The following is a 21,488-nucleotide window of genomic DNA, read 5'->3' on the forward strand; positions in this document are numbered from 1 at the left end:
AACTTTTTTTATTTTTTCATATCAATGTGAGGAATATCATCTTCCAAATAAACATCTGAAATCGCTTGAAAACCAAATGATTCGTAAAATGAACGTAGATAATCTTGAGCACCAATAATAATTGACGCAGTTGGATACTTTTGTTCAATAACTTCCAAAGTCTTTTGAACGATTTCCTTTCCTAATCCTGATTTACGATGTCCTTTAGCTACCAAAACTCGTCCAAAATGTACGGCATCTTCTTGTTTGTAGATTCGTGTATAAGCAACTATGTTTCCCTGGTCATCTGTCAAAAACGTATGTAGCGCCTCTGGATCAATTTCGTCAACTTCTTGATATGGACACTTTTGTTCAACCACAAAAACGGCAATTCTCTCTTTTATTAGCAGATAAAATTCTTTTGTTGTTAATTCATCAAATGCTTTCACTTGGTAATTCATTCAGTAGCCTCCTAACAATTTATCTTTTTATAGATTACTTGTTAAAAAATAAAAAAGCAAACGAACCATACAAGGGCCCGTCTGCTTTTAAACTGCTTCTGTCAAAAATTCAATCTCTACTGTACGAGTTAATACATCAGAATAGCTGTAAGAAACTCGCTCAAAAGAGTTTTCTTCAGGATCTAAGTCAACGACAAAGACTGAAGGATAGGTTTCTGTTAAAACGCCGCGGCGTTCTGTTTGACGCTTTCTTCCTGTCTGAGCAACCAACATGATTTGGCTGCCGATACGACCTTCTAAATCTTTCTTGATTGTAGCTAAAGTTGTTGGCATACAGTTCACCTCATTACCCATTATAACAGATAATGCAAAACTTTTCAAGTCTACCATATAAAAAAAGGAAATGCAATAAAAAAATAGTTAACGCAGAAATGTTAACTAGTATTCTTCGCTGTACCCTTTCAAATGCTTCTTAATTTTCTGTTTTACACGGTTGTAACCACTCATTACCTGCTGAATATCCATTGATAGATCTTTAGCTATGTACGAAAAATCACTTCCTTGCATATAATGATGAAAAATCTGTGCTTCTCTTTTTGAAAAATGGATTTCACATGTTTCAATTGCTTCGTTCAACAGTAGCTGTTGGACTGCTACAGGTTCTTGAGTTGTCACTTCCGCTAAAAAATCTGGTCCCTCAGATTCAATTTTTTGTTCCATAGAAACCTCGTCTTTTTGATCTCTACGTTTTAATGCGTTTTGTTTTCTTAATAACGAATAGATTTGATTAGTAATAACACTTTTGTAATAACTACCAAAGCTAACTCCTTTGTTGTTTTCATAGGTTTTTAAAGCTTGATATAACGCGACACGTGCTTCTTGTTCCCAATCTTCGTTCATAAAATTCCGCACATAATAACTATTTTTCAAACGTAATAAAAGTGGATAATATTTCTGATAAAGGGTAGAAAATGCTTCTTCATCACCATCTCGTGCAGCATGTAATAACTCCTCAGGCATAAATAAATCCTCCATAATCTCTATTATGGAGGAATATTAGCATCAAAAATTACGTTATTTAATCTGATAACAAGGTTATCTGTCCTTTTTCATTAAATCGTCTAGCTTTTTAGACAATTTATGCAATTGTTCATCATTCCAAGGAGAATTACGTCGAAAATCAATAAAACGCATATTTATATTTTCTTGGGCTATTGTTTCTTCTGTCTTCTTGATTGTTTTATACAATTCATACGCAGAAGTTCGTAAGGCGCCTTGTGAAAATACTACCCACTGTTCCGCCAAATCACTTGTAGCCACTGTCACTTGTGTCAATCGATCATTCAATGTGCCTGCTACTCGCTCAATATAACTATCCGCTGTTTCATCTTCTTTGGTGAATACAACTTCTAACTGATATTTTTTATAGTTTTGTTGGATTCCTGGGACCAGTTGCGCATCAAAAACCACGATTACTTCAATTCCTTCAAACTTTGCATAATTAGACAAACGATGGAGCAAAGCTTCACGTGCATCAGCCATTTTATCTTGTTTTTTTAACAAAACAAGTTCTGGCCAAGAACCAATCATATTGTAGCCATCGACAATCAATAACTGCTTTTTCATCAGCTTACTCCCCCTGTCGTTGGGAAAATGCCTGATACATCAGTAGACCGGCTGCAACACTTGCATTCAAGCTTTGAACATGTCCTACCATCGGGATCGTCAACAGTTCATCCATTTCCTTTTTCAATCCTTGACTCATGCCACGCCCTTCATTACCAATTACTAATGCGATTGAACCTTTTGCATTCCAATTCTGAAAATTTGTCCCAGACATATCTGTTCCAAAAATCCAAAACCCAGCTTCTTTTAGTTGTTGAGCAGCTTGAATCAGATTAGTTACTCTTGCTACCGGAACATATTCAACTGCTCCAGTAGACGTTTTGGTAACGATTGGTGTGATACCAACTGCACGATGTTTAGGAATAATAACACCATCCACGCCGCTTGCATCGGCTGTTCGCAAAATAGAGCCAAAATTATGTGGATCTTCTAGACTATCTAAAATTAAAAAGAAAGGATTTTCTTTTTTTGCTTTTGTTTGGTCAAGCAATTGTTCTAACGACAAATATTCATAAGGTGTGATAGCTAAAACTACGCCTTGGTGCACACCACGATCACTTAGCGTATCCAATTTTTGTTTAGGAACCCATTTTACGGGTACTGCTTGGTCACGAGCAATTATTTTTAATTCATCTATCTTTTCTCCATGAGCATCTTCTTGAAGAAACAACTTGTTTCCTCGTCCTTGTTGTAGTGCTTCCACAGCAGCATGATGGCCAAAGACAAAATTATCTTCAAGTGACTCGTCTTTTTCTTGCGTATGCTTTGATTCTTCTTTTGTTCTTTTTTGAGGTTTTGTTGATTGTTTCTTCCAGTCATTGCTCTGTCTTTTTTTATTTTTAAAATTATTTTTTCTATCCATTTTTTTCACCTATTTTCTGAATACACCATTCAATCAATTCTTCCATTCGTTCAGTTTGCTTTGTTAGATGTAAATACCCCATCAACGCTTCAAAACCTGTAGCAATTCGGTAAGTCGTGATGTCTGCATTTTTAGCACCTGTATGACTCTTTGCATTTCTACCACGACGATAATAAATATCTTCTGTGTCTGTTAAAATATTTTCTTCTAGCATCTTTTGAATCAAGTAAGCTTGTGCTTTAGCAGATACATAATTTGTCGCTGTATGATGTAATTTATTAGGCTTTGTTTGACCTTGATCAATTAAGTAGTCTCGAATATAAATCTCATAAATGGCATCACCAACATATGCAAGAGCTAAACCATTTAACTGCGTGTAATCTCTCATACTTCTCTTCTCCAACGGGTTCCTTGGGGAGTGTCTTCCAAGATAATCCCTTTTTCTTTAAATAAGTCCCGAATTTCATCGCTACGTGCGAAATTTTTTGTTTGGCGTGCTTGGTTTCTTTCCTCAATCAGTTGTTCGATGTCTTCATCTAATAACTCTTCTGAGGTAAAGAAAATCCCAAAGATTGCTAACCATTGTGTATATAAAGTTATACCTTGCTCTAAAACTGGTAGGGAAACTTGTACTTGTTCCAAATAAGTGTTTAACCATTTTGCAAGTTCATAAACAACTGTGATTCCATTTGCTGCATTGAAATCATCATCCATTTCTTGAACAAATCTTGCTTTCAACTCAGTTAATTCTGCCATTTTGTTACTATCATCTGCTGACGAACTAGCAGCGCTGTCTTTACGGAATTGAACGTTATCATACGTATTTTTTAAACGTTGCAGATTGGTTGCAGCTTCTTTTATTGTTGCCTCACTATAACGAATTGGTCGGCGATATTGCGTCGTTGCCATGAAAAAACGTAGAACTTGTGGATCCACTTTTTGGATCATTTCATGAACAGTGATGAAATTACCAAGAGACTTACTCATTTTTTGATCTTCTTCACCAATCGTTACATAACCATTATGCATCCAATAATTTGCGAATTTTTGTCCTGTTTTAGCCTCACTTTGGGCAATTTCATTCTCATGATGAGGGAACTCTAAGTCTTGTCCACCGCCATGAATATCAATCGTTTCCCCCAAATGTTTTGTAGCCATAACAGAGCATTCAATATGCCAACCTGGCCGACCATTCCCCCATGGTGACTCCCAAGAAATTTCTCCAGGCTTGGCATTTTTCCATAAAGCGAAATCTAAAGGATCTTCTTTCAACTGTTGTTCATCACCTGTTCGCTGACTAGCACCAATTTCAAGTTCATCAATTGACTGATCGCTTAATTGGCCGTAATCTTTAAAGCGACGTGTGCGATAATAAACATCACCTTGTGCTTCGTACGCATAACCTTTTTCAATCAATACTTGGATAAACGATAAAATATCTGGCATGTGATCCATTACTCGCGGATGCAAGGTTGCTGGTTCCACGTTTAACGCTTTAGTATCTTCCTCAAATGCTTGAATAAAACGATTTGCAACTTCTGGTGCTGTGATTCCTAAGTCTTTTGCCGCACGGATGATCTTATCATCTACATCTGTAAAGTTCGAAACATATTTTACTTGATAACCACGGTATTCGAAATAACGACGAATTGTATCAAATGCAATGGTACTGCGTGCATTTCCAATATGGATGTAATTATAAACTGTTGGACCACAAACATACATTCCAACCTGACCTTCTTTAATAGGCACAAATATTTCTTTCTCTCGAGTAAGTGTATTATATATTTTTATCATTCTGTTCTCCTTATCTTTTCACCTTTAATCCGAACAACTTTTGCCGGAATACCAACTGCTGTAGCATCATCTGGTATGTCATTAAGTACCACGGCTCCTGCCCCTATTTTTGCATATCGACCAATTGTCACTGGGCCTAAAATTTGTACATTTGCAGAAAGCAACGCGCCTTGTTTAACTGTAGGATGTCGTTTGCCTGTTTGTTTGCCTGTGCCACCTAAAGTCACTCCATGGAATAAGACCACATCATCTTCAATTTCCGCCGTTTCCCCGATTACTACGCCCATTCCATGATCAATAAAAACACCTTTACCGATTTGGGCGCCAGGGTGAATTTCAATTCCAGTCAGAAAGCGCCAAAATTGGGCAATGATTTTAGCCAACAAATACAAACGGTGTTGATATAAGAAATGTGAAAGACGATGCCAAAGTAACGCATGAAATCCTGGATATGTTAGAACGATCTCTAAAGTCGAACGGACAGCAGGATCATTTTTTTTGGTAGCAGTAATTATTCGCGTAAACCAATTCACTCACTTTCACTCCTTTCTATAACATATTTATGTAATCAAAACTATAAACAAAAAGCGCCTTTTAAATAAGTTTCCTTAAATAAAAGACGCTAACGGCGTGGTTCCACTTTTTTTCATAATCAAAACAGATTACCTCGAAGCAAGATAACGTCTGCTACCCGTTTTTAGCTACTTATGTTCGCTAAAACCACTCCCAGAGGCATTTCAACACCTAATTTGTAACGACTTTCACCTTCCGCCGTCTCTCTATGAACAAACTACCTGTTTACTTCTTCTGTTCTTTGTGTTTATTTTATTACTTGGCTCAAATGAGCAAGTGCTTTTTCACGACCCAATAATTCGACTGTGTCTGGTAATTCAGGCCCATGCATTTGACCTGAAACAGCCACACGAATTGGCATAAATAAGTTTTTGCCTTTTACACCAGTTTCTTTTTGGACTGCTTTGATAGCTGCTTTAACTGTTGGCGCATCAACAACTTCCATTTCTTCTAATTGAGCTTTGAATGCTGTCAAGACGGCTGGAACTGTTTCACCAGCTAAAACTTCTTTTGCTGCATCATTTAAAACGGGATGTTCATTAAAGAATAACTCTGATACTTCAACGATTTCCGCAGCATAGCTCATTTGTGGTTGATACAATTGAACGATTTTTTTCACCCACTCAATTGTTTTTTCATCTGGATCTTTTTCAACTCGACCGTCTGCAATCAAATAAGGTAGACACATATCTGTTAGTTCGTCTAAATCCATTTCTTTCATATAATGGTTATTTACCCATTGTAATTTTTTTGCATCGAATGCTGCTGGTGACTTGCTCAAACGTTCTGGATCAAACATTTTCACTAATTCTTCTTGACTGAAAACTTCTTCTTCACCTACTGGTGACCAACCAAGCAATGCAATGAAGTTGAACATTGCATTCGGTAAGTAACCTAATTCACGATATTGTTCGATAAATTGAAGAATTGATTCGTCACGTTTACTTAATTTTTTACCAGTTTCGCTGTTAATAATCAGCGTCATGTGACCAAACGTTGGCGGTGTCCAACCAAATGCTTCATAAATCATCAATTGTTTTGGTGTGTTTGCAATGTGGTCATCTCCACGTAAAACATGAGTAATTTTCATTAAGTGATCATCCACTGCTACAGCAAAGTTATAAGTTGGCATGCCATCACGTTTTTGAATGACGAAGTCTCCGCCGATATTATCTGATTCAAATGAAATTTCACCTTTGACCATATCATTGAATTTATATTCTGTATTGCGCGGCACACGGAAACGAACAACTGACTCTAGACCTTGCGCTTCTTTTTCAGCTTGTTCTTCTGGAGTTAAGTTGGCACATTTCCCACCATAGTGAGGCATTTCACCGCGAGCGCGTTGTGCTTCACGTTCAGCTTCTAATTCTTCTTCTGTACAGTAACATTTGTAAGCTCGATTGCTTGCAAGTAATTGATCAATCAGTGGTTGATAAATTTCTTTACGTTCAGACTGACGATAAGGACCATATTCTCCTGGATTTTCAGGAGATTCATCCCAATCCATTCCTAACCAAGCTAGATTTTCTAACTGACTTTTTTCTCCATCTTCAATGTTACGTTTTTGGTCAGTATCTTCAATACGAATGATGAATTCTCCATCATTGTGGCGAGCAAATAGATAATTGAATAATGCAGTTCGTGCATTTCCAATATGCAGATGCCCTGTTGGACTTGGTGCATAGCGTACGCGTACTTTCGTCATTTTCTTCCTCTTCTTTCAAACTAGACTTATGTGACTAACAGCAAAAATCCGTCAGCTTTGACCTTAAAAACATTATTTATTTAAAGTCACTCAGCAAAATTTTACCTTTTCTAGTGCAAATAGTAAAGCCAACCGATTGAATTTCCTCATCAGTTGGCTTATTTTATTTATAAAATTAAGATTTCGTCTTCGTTTCTGAATTTTTTTTGTTATCAATTCCTCGACCTGCATGTGCTGGTTTGGCAAAAATCATTCGACCAGCCGCTGTTTGCAATGCACTAGTTACAACAACTTCAAGATGCTCGTTCATATAATGCTGGCCATCTTCAACAACAACCATAGTTCCATCATCTAAATAAGCAACACCTTGCTGACGCTCTGTTCCGACTTTTACGACTAAAACATTCATTGTCTCACCAGGAATAACAACTGGTTTGACTGCATTTGCTAAAGCGTTGATGTTCAACACTGGCACATTTTGAAACTCAGAGACTTTATTCAAGTTATAATCATTAGTGACAATCACACCATCTAAAAGTTTAGCTAATTTAATTAATTTACTATCAACTTCACTGATTTCCTCAAAGTCTCCATCATACATTTCAACAGAAATACCTTCTTCTTTTTGTAGAGCATTTAAAATATCTAGTCCACGACGCCCTCGAACTCGTTTTAAACTATCACCAGAATCTGCGATGTATTGCAATTCATATAAAACAAAATTTGGAATCATTAATGTTCCTTCTAAAAAACCTGTTTTAGCAATATCATAAATTCGACCATCAATGATAACGCTCGTATCCAAAATTTTATATTTATGGAAATTGTCTCCTGATTTACGTTCCAATAGTTGGCTTTCAAATTGAGTTGGTGATTCTTGTTCTACTTTCTTGCTTCGTGGTGCAAAAATTTTCTTCCATTCATCGATTCGAGTTGTCCCCATTCTCATACCAAAATAACCTAAAAAGATCATCAATAAAATGGGTAAAACGCTATTTACAAATGGAATTTCCATGTTGTAAAGAGGAGTTGAAATAATCACCCCTAAAGTTAGACCAATAATTGTACCAATTGCTCCAAACAATAAATAAGTTAAACTAATCTCACTTAATTTTTCTTCTACTTGTTTCAGCACAGCAGCAATATGTTTTGCTAATAGCAGAGATAAAATAAAGAAAATAAGTGCACCTAACAGGCTATTAGTAAACGTATTGTTCAGCCAGCCATTGGTTTGTTGACCGATTGCTTGCCAAGCAGTTGGTAAAAAAGAAATACCTAAACTTGCTCCGGCAATAATCATCAACAACGTAATGACGCGTTTTTGCATAGTTGTTCCTCCATTTCAATTTTTTATTTTATGATTGAAATACTTTTTTAAGTGTTTCGCCCAATGTTGCGACTCCAATAACTTCAATACCCGTTGGAGCCTTCCACCCACCTAAATTATTTTTTGGTAAATAGACTTTCGTAAATCCTAATTTTTGAACCTCTTTGACACGTTGTTCAATATGACTTACACGTCGAATCTCACCAGTAAGCCCAATTTCGCCAATAAAACATTCTGTTGGCTGTGTTCCTTTTTCTTTATAACTTGATGCAATACTTACCGCAATCGCTAAATCAATTGCTGGTTCATTTAATTTTACTCCACCTGCCGCTTTTAAGTAAGCATCTTGATTTTGTAATAATAAACCGGCTCGTTTTTCTAAAACTGCCATAATCAAAGAAACTCGGTTAAAATCTAACCCGGTAGTCGTGCGTTTCGCATTTCCAAACATAGTTGGGGTAACTAAAGCTTGGATTTCTACTAAAATTGGACGAGTGCCTTCCATTGCAACAACGATTGCTGATCCTGTTGCACCATCTAGACGTTCTTCCAAAAAAATCTGAGAAGGATTAGATACTTCTTCTAGCCCGTGTTCACGCATTTCAAAAATACCAATCTCATTGGTTGAGCCAAAACGATTTTTCACTGCACGTAAAATTCGGAAACTATGATGTTTTTCCCCTTCAAAATACAAAACAGTATCCACCATATGTTCCAACATTCTTGGTCCTGCAATCGAACCTTCTTTAGTAACATGTCCGACAATAAAAATAGCAATGCCATTCGTCTTCGCAATTTTCAATAATTCTGCAGTTGTTTCTCTTACCTGGCTAACGCTCCCAGCAGCACTTGTAATGTCTGGTTGAGTCATTGTTTGGATTGAGTCAATAATGACATAATCTGGTTTAAGTTGTTCAATCGCATGACTAATTTCGTTCATATCTGTTTCTGCATATAAATAAAACTCGGTATCAATATTTCCTAAGCGTTCCGCACGAAGTTTGATTTGTTCTGCACTTTCTTCACCAGAAACATATAAAACTTTTCCCCCAATAGCTGCTAATTGCTGAGATACTTGTAAAAGCAGTGTTGACTTCCCAATCCCTGGATCTCCACCGATCAGTACCATTGAACCTGGGACTACTCCCCCCCCAAGTACACGGTTCAATTCAGTTAATTTCGTTTGCACACGAGGTTCTTTTTTAGGGACCACCTCGTCGATTTTTGTGGGCTTTGCTCGTTCGCCAGTTAAACTTGTACGGACTCGACGATCACTTGTATCTTGTTCAATCTCTTCGACCATCGTATTCCATTTCCCACAATTTGGGCAACGTCCCAAAAATTTAGGCGACACATACCCACAATTTTGACAAACAAATTGTGTCTTTGATTTTTTTGCCATTGCCTCGCCTCCTTTAAATAGCTAGTAAATACTGGCCAAGTTAATCTTTATTGGAAGAACCAAATCCGCCTTCTCGACTTGTTGTTGTTTCATCTTGATCTGCCTTCAAAAACGGCAAGAAAATACCTTGCCCAATTCGTTCACCTTTTTTGATTGTCACATCTTTAAAACCAAAATTAGTAAACTGGAACATGATATGCCCCTCATTATCTGGATTATTGTAGTAATCACTATCAATGACCCCAACGCCATTTGTTAAAACTAAAAATCGTTTTAAAGGATTACTTGAACGATTAGCTAACTGTAAGAATTCATCTTCTCCCATATAAGATTTGATACCTGTTGGCACCAAAATAGGTTTTAGTTGTTTTTCATCAATTGTTATTGCATTTTCCCCCATTGATCCAATCAATGTAGTAAGACCATTTTTTATCCCTGATTTCCAAATACTTGGAATAATAATATCTGCCGCAGCTTCAAAATCATATCCTGCAGCATGGTGTGTTGCTCTTTTTGGTAAATTGATTTCTTGACTCGCATAGTTAGAAACGACTTCAAAACCTCTTTTTTTCACGAATCTTCCCCCTAGAATAAACTATGTTTTATTTTACCATATTCACACTACCAAAGACCTTTCTTTGCAAAATCTTCAAAAAATTCTGCTATCCTATAGCAAAGTCTTCAAAGATCGTCCTTTTTTTCTTCTTAATTAAAAAAGTTCTTCTTTTAAACATGACTTTAGACACTAAAACAAGTAGAATAGAAAAAAATTACATACAAAATTTATTCAATTAATTATTAGAGGTGTCTCATGCGCAAAGAACTAACTCAAGCAAAACGAATTATCATCAAAGTAGGTACAAGCACATTGATTTATCCAAACGGAAAAGTAAATCTAGCGGCGATTGATCAACTTGCTTTTGTTTTAACTGATTTACGCAATCGTGGAAAAGAAATCATCTTGGTTTCCTCTGGTGCTGTTGGTGTTGGAATGACAAAAATGAATTTGAATAAACGACCACAAACGATTCCTGAACAACAAGCAATCGCAGCGATTGGTCAAGGTGAGTTAATAAACATTTATAATCAACGATTCGCAACTTATGGTCAGCAAACTGCACAGGTTTTAGTTACGCGTGATGTAATCGATTTTCCAGAAAGCAGAAAAAATGTAACCAACACTTTAGAGCAACTGTTTTCCCTTGGCGTAATCCCAATTGTAAATGAAAATGACACCGTTGCAGTCGATGAGCTAGATCATTCGACAAAATTTGGAGACAACGATCAACTTTCTGCAATCGTAACTCAATTAGTTACAGCGGATTTGTTGATTGTCTTATCTGACATTGATGGCTTTTATTCTGATAATCCCACAACTAATGCTCAAGCTGAACTATACTCATTGGTTACTGAGATCAATGATGATTTGATGGCCAAAGCTGGTGGTGCGGGAAGTACCTTTGGAACAGGTGGCATGCACAGCAAACTACAAGCAGCAAAACGAATTTTTGATGCGAATCGCTCCATGGTCCTTGCAAACGGGAAAAATCCAGCAATTATTTTTGATATCTTAGCTGGTAAAGAAATCGGTACATTTTTCAAGCAAAACTAAAAGACTATTTTTGATGAGAGAACTCGACTAACTTTTATAAAAACAAAGGAGGATTTACGATGATCGACTTAAGACAGCTCGGAGAAAATGCTAAAAGCAGTGCTACTACCTTGGCTTTAATGAGCACGACAGATAAAAATAGCTTGTTACTTAAAATGGCGGATGCTATTGAAGAAAACCAAGCAACCATTCTTGAAGCTAATAAAGAGGACTTGGCTCATGCAACACAAAATAAAATTAGCGAGACAATGCAAGATCGATTAAGACTTACACCTGAAAGAATTCATTCGATGGCAGAAGAGATAAGAAAGGTTGCCCAACTGGAGGATCCGGTCGGAAAAGTTGATCATATGTGGAAAAATGAGGACGGCTTGCTGATTGGAAAAAAACGTGTACCACTTGGTGTTATTGGAATTATTTATGAATCACGGCCAAATGTCACAACAGATGCTTCCAGCTTAGCCTTCAAATCTGGAAATGCAGTTATCTTGCGTGGTGGAAAAGAAGCTTTTGTTTCCAATCAAAAACTAGTCGAAATCCTACAACAAGTTTTGGTGGACAATGGGCATTCTCCTTACGCAATTCAATTTGTAACAGATACTTCTCACGAGGTTGCTGATCAATTAATGAACTTAACCGATTATTTAGATGTTTTGATTCCTCGTGGAGGAGCAAATTTGATCCAACGGGTAAAAGCTCATGCTACTGTGCCAATTATCGAAACTGGTACAGGAAACAATCACATTTATATTGATAAAGACGCGCAATTAGAAATGGCAAAAAAGATTATTGTTAACGCAAAAGCATCTCGTCCTTCTGTTTGCAACGCTGCTGAAACGTTATTAATTCATGCAGAAGTTGCTCCTTTTTTCTTGCCAGTACTTGAAAAAGCATTAGTTGACAGTGGTGTGGTACTGCATGCAGATCAACGTTCACTAGAATTTTTAGAAACAGCATCTTTAGCAACAGATGAAGATTGGGATACAGAATATCTTGATTATATTTTAGCAGTAAAAATCGTTGACTCTATCGACGAAGCGATTACCCACATCAATCGCCATAACACGAAACACTCAGAAGCAATCGTTACAGACAGTTATTCTGCTAGTCAAAAATTTTTAAATCAAGTTGATGCTGCTGCAGTCTATGTAAATGCCTCTACCCGATTTACTGATGGTGCTGTTTTTGGATTTGGCGCTGAAATTGGTATCTCCACGCAAAAACTACACGCAAGAGGGCCAATGGGTCTTAATGAACTAACTACAACTAAATATATCATTTACGGTGACGGTCAAGTACGTGAGTAACATCTAATTTGTTTCACAAGAAACATTTGTTATCATAGATTGTTCCCTCTCACTGTAAATTATGCAATAAAGGTGAATTATTTTTTTAAATGATTCACCTAATAGAAAGGTATTCTCATGTTTGAAATTTTAACCATCTTTTTAGTCTATTTATTTTCCCTAAACATTGCCGCTTTTTTTGGTGTCGCTTTACTAACACTTTTCTTTCAGATAAAAAAAAGAAGTCAAGGCATGCAGCGAGAAAAATGGACAAAGTATTTTGAAAAAATTGGACCTAAAGGATTACTGATTCGGCTTTATATAAGCTATATGTTAGCCTTAAGTTTATTAGCAGCGATTAATTACGTGTCATTTTTTAATCATTCATTACCGTATACGGTCACACTTTTAATTGCAGGCTTTTTTCATTTAACTTACAAATATCAATTGAATAAAGATCAATTGAAACACAGATTTCATTAGATTAGGGAGTGTGTAGTTGATAGAATCGCTACACACTCCCTAATTGATTAATTCCAGTAGTTTTCTGAATCTGTCTCAAAATTTCCTTCATGAATCGAAAAACCATCAAATGTCTCACCATCATAATATCGAAGTAATTCATCGACAGATAAGTTCATCGTCTTTTCTTTTTCTTCATCTAATTCTTCCAGCATTTCTGTACGATACGCTTGATAAATCGTTGCTAATCTTTGTTGCATGGCTTTTCTAGATTCACCTTGTGCATTGATTATTGGTAATTCTTTTAAATAGCCTCGATACACTGGTCGTCCATCGACCAATTCAATGGGTAACTCGACGAACGTTAGCCCTACTTCACGAAAATTTTCTTCAAACATTTTACTTTACTCCTCACTATTTTGTTACAGGTTACTCACTGAATCATTAAGAGAAAAAATATTTACCTTATGGTTAATTTCCATTTTAGATTTTTGTTTAATCCTTTATAGTTGGCAAGCAATTAATTTACCTTTAATGAACCGGCGCATATGGCTATTGCTCTCTCACTTCTCTTTTAAATACTATCCTTGCTAGCTTATATGCCTTGATTTTAGCGGATATTATTCTTTTTTACCAGTGGCTCAAACATGCTGGCTATATTATGCGAGTGAAGACACTCAATTGGCTTAGCTGGATTCCCTTAAGTATTACTTCAGTACTGACTTCCATCCATTAGTTGTCTGACGCACATTCAATCCGTGAGATTCTTAAAAACGAAGGTACGGATCCGTGTAGCAGAAAAATAAAAAATCCTAGAAACTTCGTTTATAAAGTTTCTAGGATTTTTTTCATTTTTATTTTTGGTCTCCTTCTTCTGTTACAAAGTATTGTCGATGATAAATAATAAATCCTAAACTTAACAAAACAATGATTGCTGCAAAATAAAACGAATATTTTTCATCAAAGATTTCGCCTATTTTACCCGCAATAAATGGTGCCAGAGCTCCACCAAAAAAGCGGACAAAACTATAGCTAGAAGAAGCTACATTTCTTTCCAAGCCTGGAATTTCCATAGCAATAGTCGTTAACAATGTATTAATAATTCCCTGAAAAAATCCAGCTAACACAATACTGATTGGTACGAGTATCGAGATTGATGTTCCTAAACCAAGTAATATTAAACAAAGTGTAAAGAAAACAAAAGCAGTCATAATCGTGCGGTAGGTTGTATATTTTCTTTCTAAAAATGGTGCTACAAAAATAGAAGAAATTGCTAACAATACGCCCCAACCAAAAAAGACAAATCCAACTTGCATCTCAGTGTAACCTGTTAACAGAAATGGTGCATATGCAAGCAAAGTAAAAAAGCCAAAATTGTAGAGTAACGCGATTAATCCAACTGAACATAATTTATGATTAGCTAAAGCTTTCACTCCTTCTAAAAATTGAACCTTACGTTTTGGTTTTTCAATTTCAGGCAATAAAATAGCCAACGCAATAAAGGCACACAACATTAAAAAAGCAACGCCAAAGAATGGGTATCTCCATGATCCACTTCCGAGTACGCCACCTAACAATGGACCAATGGCCATTCCACAGCCAATCGCAGCTTCATACATCATAATTGCTTTTTCTGTGTTTCCTACCAAAATGCTAACGATTGTCGCCAGTGCTGTTGAAACAAACAGTGCATTACCAATTCCCCAGCCAGCACGCAAACCAATCAATAAGCCAATATTATTTGATAACCCACCTAGTCCGGCAAATAACACAATAATCAATAAACCCATCATCAATGTTTTTTTCAAACCAATTCGACTAGATAAGAATCCCGTGAACAACATAACTACACCTGTTACTAGCATATAACTTGTAAATAAAAGCGTAGTTTCTGCAGGTGTTGCATTTAATTGTAAAGCAATTGTTTTTAAAATGGGATCAACCAATCCTACTCCCATGAATGCAATCATACAGGTCGCAGCCACAACCAATGCCGAATTTTTCTCGGAAGTCTGCTCTTTCATTTCAATTTTGTTTTCCAAATTTATCATTCCTCTCTAACTAGCATCATACATGACTTAAATTACATGTCAATATGCACATGTAATTTAAGTATATTTTTTGTGATATAATAAAAAAAACAGAGAAAGGAGTATTACTCAATGAATACTTTATCTTATATTCTATTGTGTGTTCTTTTAACAAAGCCACGATCTGGCTATGAGTTAAAACAATTGATTAATATTTTCTGGGAAGCACACCATAGTCAAATTTACACAACCTTAGCGAAACTCGAACAACAAGGTTATTTATCTATCTTAGATAACGAGCAGCATTCACAGAAAAAAATTTATGAACTAACGAATGAAGGACGCTTACTCGTTGAAGAATGGATCAGGGAAGAAACTCCTTCACCTACACAAAAAGATGAGTTTTTAGCAAAAATCTATGCCTTTTCTACATTAGATAAAAATACAGCAAATGGTTTGCTATTTACGCGTGAACAACAGTTGAATAAAGTACTTCAAAAAAACCAAGCAAAATTAGATGGTCTTACCTCAACGAAAAAAGAAGATTTTGGACGCTATGTCGTCATCAAACGAAAAGTTCTTCTTTGCCAACAGGAAATTTTATGGTGCCAACAGGTAAGAGATCAAATGCAAGCTTTCTTTGCATAAAAATAGAGTGTGTCATCTCTGCAGATGACACACTCTATTTTTATTTTGTTTGGATGATGTTCAATACTTTTCGAGAAATAGGCCCTACGAAAAGGAGTTGTAAAGGTAACGCTGCAACAACATTCATTTTCCAAGCGTTCAGATATGCTGGTAATAAATTATCCGAGATTCCTTGTTCCATTATTACACCAAAAAGTGACATACAAGTAACCATGCCAGCGACCATTAAACAAGAAATCGTTAAAATAATAGGTACTTTTTTTTCTGGATCCAACGGTAATTTAAAAGCAATTTTCTTTGCTAAAACACCGATAACAAAAACATCTAAGATGAAGGCAACAATAAAACCTGGGATTAGTCCTGTCATAAATTTCGTCAAATACAGCTCCTGATGTAACCATAAATTATAGGCACTCATTCCAAAAACCATTGAAAAGCACATCATCGTAGTAAAAATAATTCCTTCTTTTTTATTTGTAGGCACTCAAATCATTCCTTTCATTTTGTCACGAGGATTATCGTAGCATAGATAAAAAATTCTCGTAAGCATTTATTTATCATAAAATCAATGAAAGTTGACTTGAGCACTTAAAAGATTGGATTTTATTTGAAAGTAGTCACTTTATCAGCTGCTAAGCGAACAGACTCGTATCCTTCTTCTACCGCTTTTCCGATGGATAAAATGATAACTGGTACATATCTTTCTTTATCTAAACCAAAAGCTTCTGCGAGTTGATCTGCTTCAAACCCACCAATTGGATTCGTTTCATAGCCATGTTCACGTGCAACTAACATGAATTGCATTGCCGCAAGACTAGAATCAACTTTTACGACATCATTCATTTGCGACTTAGAGAATGATTTGTAATAAGGAATAATTGTTGCTAATTGTTGATCGCGGACTTCTTTTGGCATCTTGCCAGCTTCATAAGCTTGATTATAGATTTCTTCACCATATTCATAACATTCTAGATCCCCAAAAATCATCACCATAGCTGAAGATGTATCATTCTGCTTTGTATTAAAACGAATCAGTGGACGTAATTTTTCTTTTGCTTCGTCACTTTCCGCAACTACAAAACGCCATGGTTGCATATTCACTGAAGAAGGAGCTGTTGTTGCTTCCTGAATCATGGTTAACATTTCTTCGTGGGAAATTTTGTATGTTTCATCGTACACCCGGACAGATTTTCTGCCATACATAATTGTTGAAAAATCTTTTGCTTGTTCCATTTATTCCACTTCTTTCGTTTTGATTGCTGATAATTGCGTATTTAATTTATTAAGCAACACTAATAACTGTGACATTTCTTCTCGATCGAATGCCTGTGATAAAATGCTAGCCATATCCGTGTGCTCTCTTTCGCAGTTTGAAAGTTTCTCTTCTGCTTTAGCGGTTAAAGTGACCACTACTTCTCGATTATTCAAAGGATTTCTTTGTCGTGTAACGTAACCTTTTGTTTCTAATAATTTTAAGTGCCTAGTCACCGCTCCTTGATCAATTTGTAATAAAGATTGTAACGTGTTTTGTGAACAAGGATTCTTTTCTCTTAAAAGCGTTAATAATTCATAACGCGTCAAGCTCAACCCAATATTTTCTTCAAAAATTTGGATAATCTTTTGATCTGCTACTTTGATTTGATATAAAACATGACTAACTTCTTCTAAAGACATCTGTTCCTCCTCACACTAACAATTGACTCGTCAACTATTGACTCGTCAATGATAAAACGATTTGTTGAGAAAGGCAAGAATTTTTGTTTGTTAAATGAATTTTTTTATTGGCGATTCAAGATATGATCGCTAAAAATTCTTTAATAATAAATGAACAAGTTAATAACTTAGTAATGATTTTAGTAAGCAGGTTTTAGTTTACTGCACAAAAAAACTAACTAACAACTCTTCCCAAATGCCAAAGCACATTTTTTAGTAACTGGCGTTTGCTAGCTAGTTCGTTATTTAAATTAGTTCATTAATCAATAACTTGGCAACTGCTCGCACAGAAAATGGATTTTGCCCTGTCAGAATTCTGCCGTCTTGTATTGCATATTCTCGATAAAATCTTTTCTTCTTAAAATGTCCTCCTCTTTTTTCCACCGCTACTTGATTCAAAAATGGGACAACCGATTTTTTCCCTGCGAGAATTTCTTCTGCCGTAGTAAACCCAGTAATATTCTTACCTTCAATCAAATAATTACCACTCTTATCTTTAATATTCAATAATCCTGCTACTCCATGACACACAGAAACAAGATATCCACCATTATCATAAATAGCAGTTGCCAGATTTTGAATGGTCAAATCCTCTGGAAAATCCCACATAACACCATGTCCGCCAGTATAATAAATAGCCGAATAGTCAGTTGGATTCACTTGATCTGGACGCAAAGTGTTCGTTAATCCTCTATGAATAAAATCAGGATCTTCATAAATTTCAAGAATTGATTCATCTGTGTATTTCATACTTCGCGGATCAAGTGGTACAAATCCACCGTTTGGACTAACGAAATCGAATTCAATCCCAACCTTTTGCATTTCATCCACAAATTCAGCCGCTTCACCTAGCCATAATCCAGTTGGCTCAGTTGTTCCCTGATAGCGAGTAACATTTGTTTCAATAATCAATACTTTTTTCACATTAATCCACCTCTGCGATAATTTGGGTCACATCACCCAATAATTTTTGCAATTTATTGATTTCGGTTGTTTCATGCGTTAAATAATAGAAATTTTTCGTTCCTTCACTACGATAATCAATGATTTTTGCTTCTTTTAAAATTTTCAAATGATGAGATACTGCTGGGCGAGAAAGATTTGTTGTTGCTGTTAACTCATTCACCCTAACTCCTTGGCAAGCACGGTCTTCTAGTAATCGAATGATAATTGCCTGACGTTTTTCATCGCCCAAAGCGATTAAAAAATTACTCACTTCTGAAAATTCTTTTTTTAAATTTGTAAAGTCAGCCATCTGACACCCTCCGTTTATATTTTTAAACCATTAAACCACCAAAGTAATCTTCTTGTCAAATTAGTTATTCCTTTCTAACTAACAACGCATCTTTTTCAGTCTTCCCTGAAATTATCGACCAGAAATCAAAAAATTTCTCTATATACTTAAGGTATCAAGTAAATGATCACAGGAGGAAACACAATGAAATGGTATAAACTTTCAACTGAACAAGTGAAGCAAAAAACTCGTGCTGAAACAACTGGCCTTACACAAAAGGAACGTCAAACTCGTTTAGAAACTGATGGATTAAATAAGATTGAAAAACAGGAACAATTAAAACCATGGCAAAAATTTGCGAAACATTTTACGGATTTATTGATGATTGTTTTGATGATTGCTGCATTACTTAAATTTTTCACCGGAGATATCATTGGTGGGAGTATTATTTTGCTAGTAGTCGTTATCAATGGGTTGATTAGTTACTGGCAAGAGAGAAAAGCGGAAGATTCTTTGGATGGACTGAGAAATATGATGGGACAAGAATCAGTCGTCCTTAGTGATGGTATTCAAGAAACAATTGATGCGGAGCAACTCGTTCGAGGAGATATTGTTATCTTAAAAGCAGGCGATGTTGTCCCAGCAGATTTACGTTTGATTGACACACACGATCTAACGATTGAAGAAGCTATTTTAACTGGTGAATCTTTAGCTGTTGAAAAGCAAAGCGCCACGATTGAAGAAACCTCGCCAACAGGAGATCAAGTGAACATGGCATTTTCTGGGACATTGGTCCAAACGGGCTCTGCTCAAGGGATCGTTGTCGAAATTGGAAATCAAACTGAGATTGGGAAAATCAACCAAGCACTTCAGTCTGTAAAAGTACAGACAACCCCGCTTATCAAAAAAATGCACCAACTAAATAAGTACATTTTCCAAGGTATCTTGGCCTTGATCGTGTTCTTGCTTTTCTTCTCTAGTTTAAGATACGGGCTAGAATTGAATTTGATGTTCTCTGCTTCTGTCGCATTGATCGTCTCAATGATTCCAGAAGGATTACCTGCTGTCTTAACAATGATCCTTTCAATGGGCGTCAAAGAAATGGCAAAAGAAAATGCCATCATCAAAGGCATGCCAACAATTGAAACATTAGGCTCGATGACCGTTATTTGCTCTGACAAAACAGGAACATTGACCAAAAATGAAATGACCGTGATGGACGTCTTAACTGATGAACCACAAATGATGAAAGAAATTATGAACAACTGCCAAGAATTAAAGACTAAGGACGATCAACCAATCAAGCAATTAAAAGGAAACCCAACAGAATTAGCCTTACTAAACTATGTGAAAAATGATGCACTATCTTTAAAACCAGTTCTAGGCAAGATTCCTTTTAGTTCAAGTTACAAATACATGGCAACTGCACATTCTGTCGACAACCAATTTCTTGTTTTTGTCAAAGGTGCGCCAGAAATTTTGATGCAAAAATCACAATTGACTGAAACTGAAAAATTAAATTGGGAAGAACAAGCTACACAATTAGCAGAAAAAGGGCAACGTGTTCTTGGATTTGCCTACAAGGCGTTCAATGAGTCGACAGAGTTGACCCATGAACTTTTAACCGAGCTAACCTTCGTTGGTTTGTCTGGTATCATTGATCCACCAAAAGAAAGTGCGATCCAAGCAGTCAGAGAAGCACAACAAGCTGGAATTTCAGTTAAGATGATCACAGGTGATCACAAAGAAACAGCTAAAGCCATTGGGATTCAAATTGGATTGAAGCATACAGAAAATGTATTAGAAGGAGTCGACATCGACTTATTATCAGATGAAGAACTTGCTAAACAGGTCCAAAAGGTGGATGTTTTTGCCCGAACGACACCTGAACATAAATTACGAATCGTCACCACTTTACAAAAAAATGACGAAATCGTTGGTATGACGGGTGATGGTGTCAACGACGCACCTGCCCTAAAGAAAGCAGACGTTGGTATCGCTATGGGAATCAAAGGTAGCGAGGTCAGTAAGCAAGCTGCCGACATGGTCTTAGCTGATGATGACTTCCATACAATTGCTAAAGCAGTCAAAGAAGGACGTAGACTCTTTGATAATTTGCAAAAAACCATCAACTTCTTCTTACCCACTGCATTAGCACAAGGGCTAATCGTGATCGTAGCCTTATTATTAAACCGCCCACTTCCCCTAACTACTGTACAAATTTTATGGGTAAATATGGCTACAACGATTACACTTTCTTACGCTTTAGGATTTGAAAAAGCAAGTCCAAACGTGATGAAACGTCCTCCTAGAGAAACAAATGCAGGAATCTTGTCACTTTACAATGTCTTTCGAATATTCTATGTATCCTTGTTAATCATGGTACCTGCCTACCTATTATCCATTCAGTTCGATGGCACTGCATTACAACAAACGATCTTGTTACAAAGCATCGTTTTAGGTCAAGCAGTCTACATGATTAACTGTCGCGAATTACTTGATTCTTCACTCAACCAAGGAATTTGGAAAAACAAAGCTCTGTTCATTTCATTAGGAATCTTGTTCATCCTTCAAACAATCGTGATTTTCTTACCGACTGCTCAACAATTGATTGGCACAACTAGCTTATCCCTCAACCAACAATTATTGATTTTTGGAAACGCATTGGTTCTTTTCCTCATCGTTGAGTTTGAGAAAAAAATCAGTAAAAAACTTTTAAGCAAAAAAAAAGCACCTAACCATGGGTCTACCTCCTAAGAGAAAACTTG

24 protein-coding genes and 1 other annotated feature are annotated in these 21,488 nt (G+C 36.2%); of the genes, 5 read left to right on the plus strand and 19 right to left on the minus strand.

Features of this window, described 5'->3' with window-relative positions; genetic code table 11:
• Positions 1 to 8: 8 nt before the first annotated feature.
• The 12 genes from AC4BC3_RS12220 to AC4BC3_RS12275 all read right to left on the minus strand — a co-directional run bounded on the left by AC4BC3_RS12220 (position 9) and on the right by AC4BC3_RS12275 (position 10,309).
• Positions 9 to 440, minus strand: coding sequence for a GNAT family N-acetyltransferase (locus AC4BC3_RS12220; RefSeq protein WP_206910750.1), 432 nt, complete (start codon positions 438 to 440; stop codon positions 9 to 11).
• An 87-nt stretch (positions 441 to 527) separates the two neighbouring features.
• Positions 528 to 773: a Veg family protein gene (locus AC4BC3_RS12225; RefSeq protein ID WP_067484607.1), complete on the minus strand. Its 246-nt coding sequence runs from the start codon at positions 771 to 773 to the stop codon at positions 528 to 530.
• A gap of 105 nt (positions 774 to 878) precedes the next feature.
• Positions 879 to 1,460, minus strand: a complete 582-nt coding sequence (locus AC4BC3_RS12230) for a sigma-70 family RNA polymerase sigma factor (RefSeq protein ID WP_206910747.1) — start codon at positions 1,458 to 1,460, stop codon at positions 879 to 881.
• A 75-nt stretch (positions 1,461 to 1,535) separates the two neighbouring features.
• The gene (locus AC4BC3_RS12235) at positions 1,536 to 2,066 is read right to left on the minus strand and encodes an NYN domain-containing protein (RefSeq protein ID WP_067484601.1); all 531 of its coding nucleotides are present in this window, start codon (positions 2,064 to 2,066) and stop codon (positions 1,536 to 1,538) included.
• A gap of 4 nt (positions 2,067 to 2,070) precedes the next feature.
• Complete coding sequence (gene rlmB / locus AC4BC3_RS12240; protein WP_206910741.1) at positions 2,071 to 2,928, minus strand: 23S rRNA (guanosine(2251)-2'-O)-methyltransferase RlmB; 858 nt, start codon at positions 2,926 to 2,928, stop codon at positions 2,071 to 2,073.
• Positions 2,921 to 3,316, minus strand: a complete 396-nt coding sequence (locus AC4BC3_RS12245) for a Mini-ribonuclease 3 (RefSeq protein ID WP_490466632.1) — start codon at positions 3,314 to 3,316, stop codon at positions 2,921 to 2,923. Before AC4BC3_RS12245 ends, rlmB begins: the two co-directional genes overlap by 8 nt.
• Entirely contained in the window at positions 3,313 to 4,725 is a 1,413-nt protein-coding gene (cysS, locus tag AC4BC3_RS12250) for a cysteine--tRNA ligase (RefSeq protein WP_206910735.1), read from the minus strand. Before cysS ends, AC4BC3_RS12245 begins: the two co-directional genes overlap by 4 nt.
• On the minus strand, positions 4,722 to 5,258 hold the full coding sequence (gene epsC, locus AC4BC3_RS12255; RefSeq protein WP_206898077.1) for a serine O-acetyltransferase EpsC: 537 nt from the start codon (positions 5,256 to 5,258) through the stop codon (positions 4,722 to 4,724). The genes cysS and epsC overlap by 4 nt, the downstream gene beginning before the upstream one ends.
• A 79-nt stretch (positions 5,259 to 5,337) precedes the next feature.
• Positions 5,338 to 5,549, minus strand: a binding site (T-box leader).
• Positions 5,546 to 7,006 (minus strand): glutamate--tRNA ligase, encoded by a 1,461-nt coding sequence (gene gltX, locus AC4BC3_RS12260; RefSeq protein ID WP_206910733.1) that lies wholly within the window; start codon positions 7,004 to 7,006, stop codon positions 5,546 to 5,548. (Overlaps the previous feature by 4 nt.)
• A 175-nt stretch (positions 7,007 to 7,181) precedes the next feature.
• Positions 7,182 to 8,333, minus strand: coding sequence for a PIN/TRAM domain-containing protein (locus tag AC4BC3_RS12265; RefSeq protein WP_206910730.1), 1,152 nt, complete (start codon positions 8,331 to 8,333; stop codon positions 7,182 to 7,184).
• 28 nt (positions 8,334 to 8,361) lie between these two features.
• Positions 8,362 to 9,735 (minus strand): DNA repair protein RadA, encoded by a 1,374-nt coding sequence (gene radA, locus AC4BC3_RS12270; RefSeq protein ID WP_206898080.1) that lies wholly within the window; start codon positions 9,733 to 9,735, stop codon positions 8,362 to 8,364.
• A gap of 40 nt (positions 9,736 to 9,775) precedes the next feature.
• Positions 9,776 to 10,309 (minus strand): dCTP deaminase/dUTPase family protein, encoded by a 534-nt coding sequence (locus tag AC4BC3_RS12275; RefSeq protein WP_206910728.1) that lies wholly within the window; start codon positions 10,307 to 10,309, stop codon positions 9,776 to 9,778.
• A gap of 237 nt (positions 10,310 to 10,546) precedes the next feature.
• Here AC4BC3_RS12275 and proB point away from each other — a divergent pair, with 237 nt between their 5' ends.
• The 3 genes from proB to AC4BC3_RS12290 all read left to right on the plus strand — a co-directional run bounded on the left by proB (position 10,547) and on the right by AC4BC3_RS12290 (position 13,116).
• Complete coding sequence (gene proB, locus AC4BC3_RS12280; RefSeq protein ID WP_490466633.1) at positions 10,547 to 11,347, plus strand: glutamate 5-kinase; 801 nt, start codon at positions 10,547 to 10,549, stop codon at positions 11,345 to 11,347.
• A gap of 59 nt (positions 11,348 to 11,406) precedes the next feature.
• A complete protein-coding gene (locus tag AC4BC3_RS12285) occupies positions 11,407 to 12,654 on the plus strand; it encodes a glutamate-5-semialdehyde dehydrogenase (protein WP_206910725.1) in 1,248 nt (415 codons plus the stop codon).
• A gap of 117 nt (positions 12,655 to 12,771) precedes the next feature.
• Entirely contained in the window at positions 12,772 to 13,116 is a 345-nt protein-coding gene (locus tag AC4BC3_RS12290) for a hypothetical protein (RefSeq protein ID WP_206910723.1), read from the plus strand.
• A 47-nt stretch (positions 13,117 to 13,163) separates the two neighbouring features.
• Here AC4BC3_RS12290 and AC4BC3_RS12295 read toward each other — a convergent pair whose 3' ends face one another.
• Both AC4BC3_RS12295 and AC4BC3_RS12300 read right to left on the minus strand, forming a co-directional pair.
• Positions 13,164 to 13,493, minus strand: coding sequence for a hypothetical protein (locus tag AC4BC3_RS12295; RefSeq protein WP_490466634.1), 330 nt, complete (start codon positions 13,491 to 13,493; stop codon positions 13,164 to 13,166).
• 456 nt (positions 13,494 to 13,949) lie between these two features.
• Complete coding sequence (locus tag AC4BC3_RS12300; protein WP_490466635.1) at positions 13,950 to 15,146, minus strand: MFS transporter; 1,197 nt, start codon at positions 15,144 to 15,146, stop codon at positions 13,950 to 13,952.
• A gap of 111 nt (positions 15,147 to 15,257) precedes the next feature.
• Here AC4BC3_RS12300 and AC4BC3_RS12305 point away from each other — a divergent pair, with 111 nt between their 5' ends.
• Entirely contained in the window at positions 15,258 to 15,773 is a 516-nt protein-coding gene (locus tag AC4BC3_RS12305) for a PadR family transcriptional regulator (RefSeq protein WP_490466636.1), read from the plus strand.
• A gap of 40 nt (positions 15,774 to 15,813) precedes the next feature.
• Here AC4BC3_RS12305 and AC4BC3_RS12310 read toward each other — a convergent pair whose 3' ends face one another.
• The 5 genes from AC4BC3_RS12310 to AC4BC3_RS12330 all read right to left on the minus strand — a co-directional run bounded on the left by AC4BC3_RS12310 (position 15,814) and on the right by AC4BC3_RS12330 (position 18,741).
• Positions 15,814 to 16,257, minus strand: a complete 444-nt coding sequence (locus AC4BC3_RS12310; protein ID WP_206908433.1) for a DUF2798 domain-containing protein — start codon at positions 16,255 to 16,257, stop codon at positions 15,814 to 15,816.
• A 119-nt stretch (positions 16,258 to 16,376) separates the two neighbouring features.
• On the minus strand, positions 16,377 to 17,006 hold the full coding sequence (locus tag AC4BC3_RS12315; RefSeq protein ID WP_206908436.1) for a nitroreductase family protein: 630 nt from the start codon (positions 17,004 to 17,006) through the stop codon (positions 16,377 to 16,379).
• Positions 17,007 to 17,447, minus strand: coding sequence for a MarR family winged helix-turn-helix transcriptional regulator (locus AC4BC3_RS12320; RefSeq protein WP_490466637.1), 441 nt, complete (start codon positions 17,445 to 17,447; stop codon positions 17,007 to 17,009).
• A gap of 285 nt (positions 17,448 to 17,732) precedes the next feature.
• Entirely contained in the window at positions 17,733 to 18,410 is a 678-nt protein-coding gene (locus tag AC4BC3_RS12325) for a type 1 glutamine amidotransferase domain-containing protein (RefSeq protein ID WP_490466638.1), read from the minus strand.
• A 1-nt stretch (position 18,411) separates the two neighbouring features.
• The gene (locus AC4BC3_RS12330) at positions 18,412 to 18,741 is read right to left on the minus strand and encodes an ArsR/SmtB family transcription factor (RefSeq protein ID WP_206908455.1); all 330 of its coding nucleotides are present in this window, start codon (positions 18,739 to 18,741) and stop codon (positions 18,412 to 18,414) included.
• A 183-nt stretch (positions 18,742 to 18,924) separates the two neighbouring features.
• Here AC4BC3_RS12330 and AC4BC3_RS12335 point away from each other — a divergent pair, with 183 nt between their 5' ends.
• The gene (locus AC4BC3_RS12335) at positions 18,925 to 21,477 is read left to right on the plus strand and encodes an HAD-IC family P-type ATPase (protein WP_490466639.1); all 2,553 of its coding nucleotides are present in this window, start codon (positions 18,925 to 18,927) and stop codon (positions 21,475 to 21,477) included.
• Positions 21,478 to 21,488 lie beyond the last annotated feature (11 nt).

The organism is Enterococcus sp. AAFC-DPL-6103 (genome assembly GCF_058216595.1).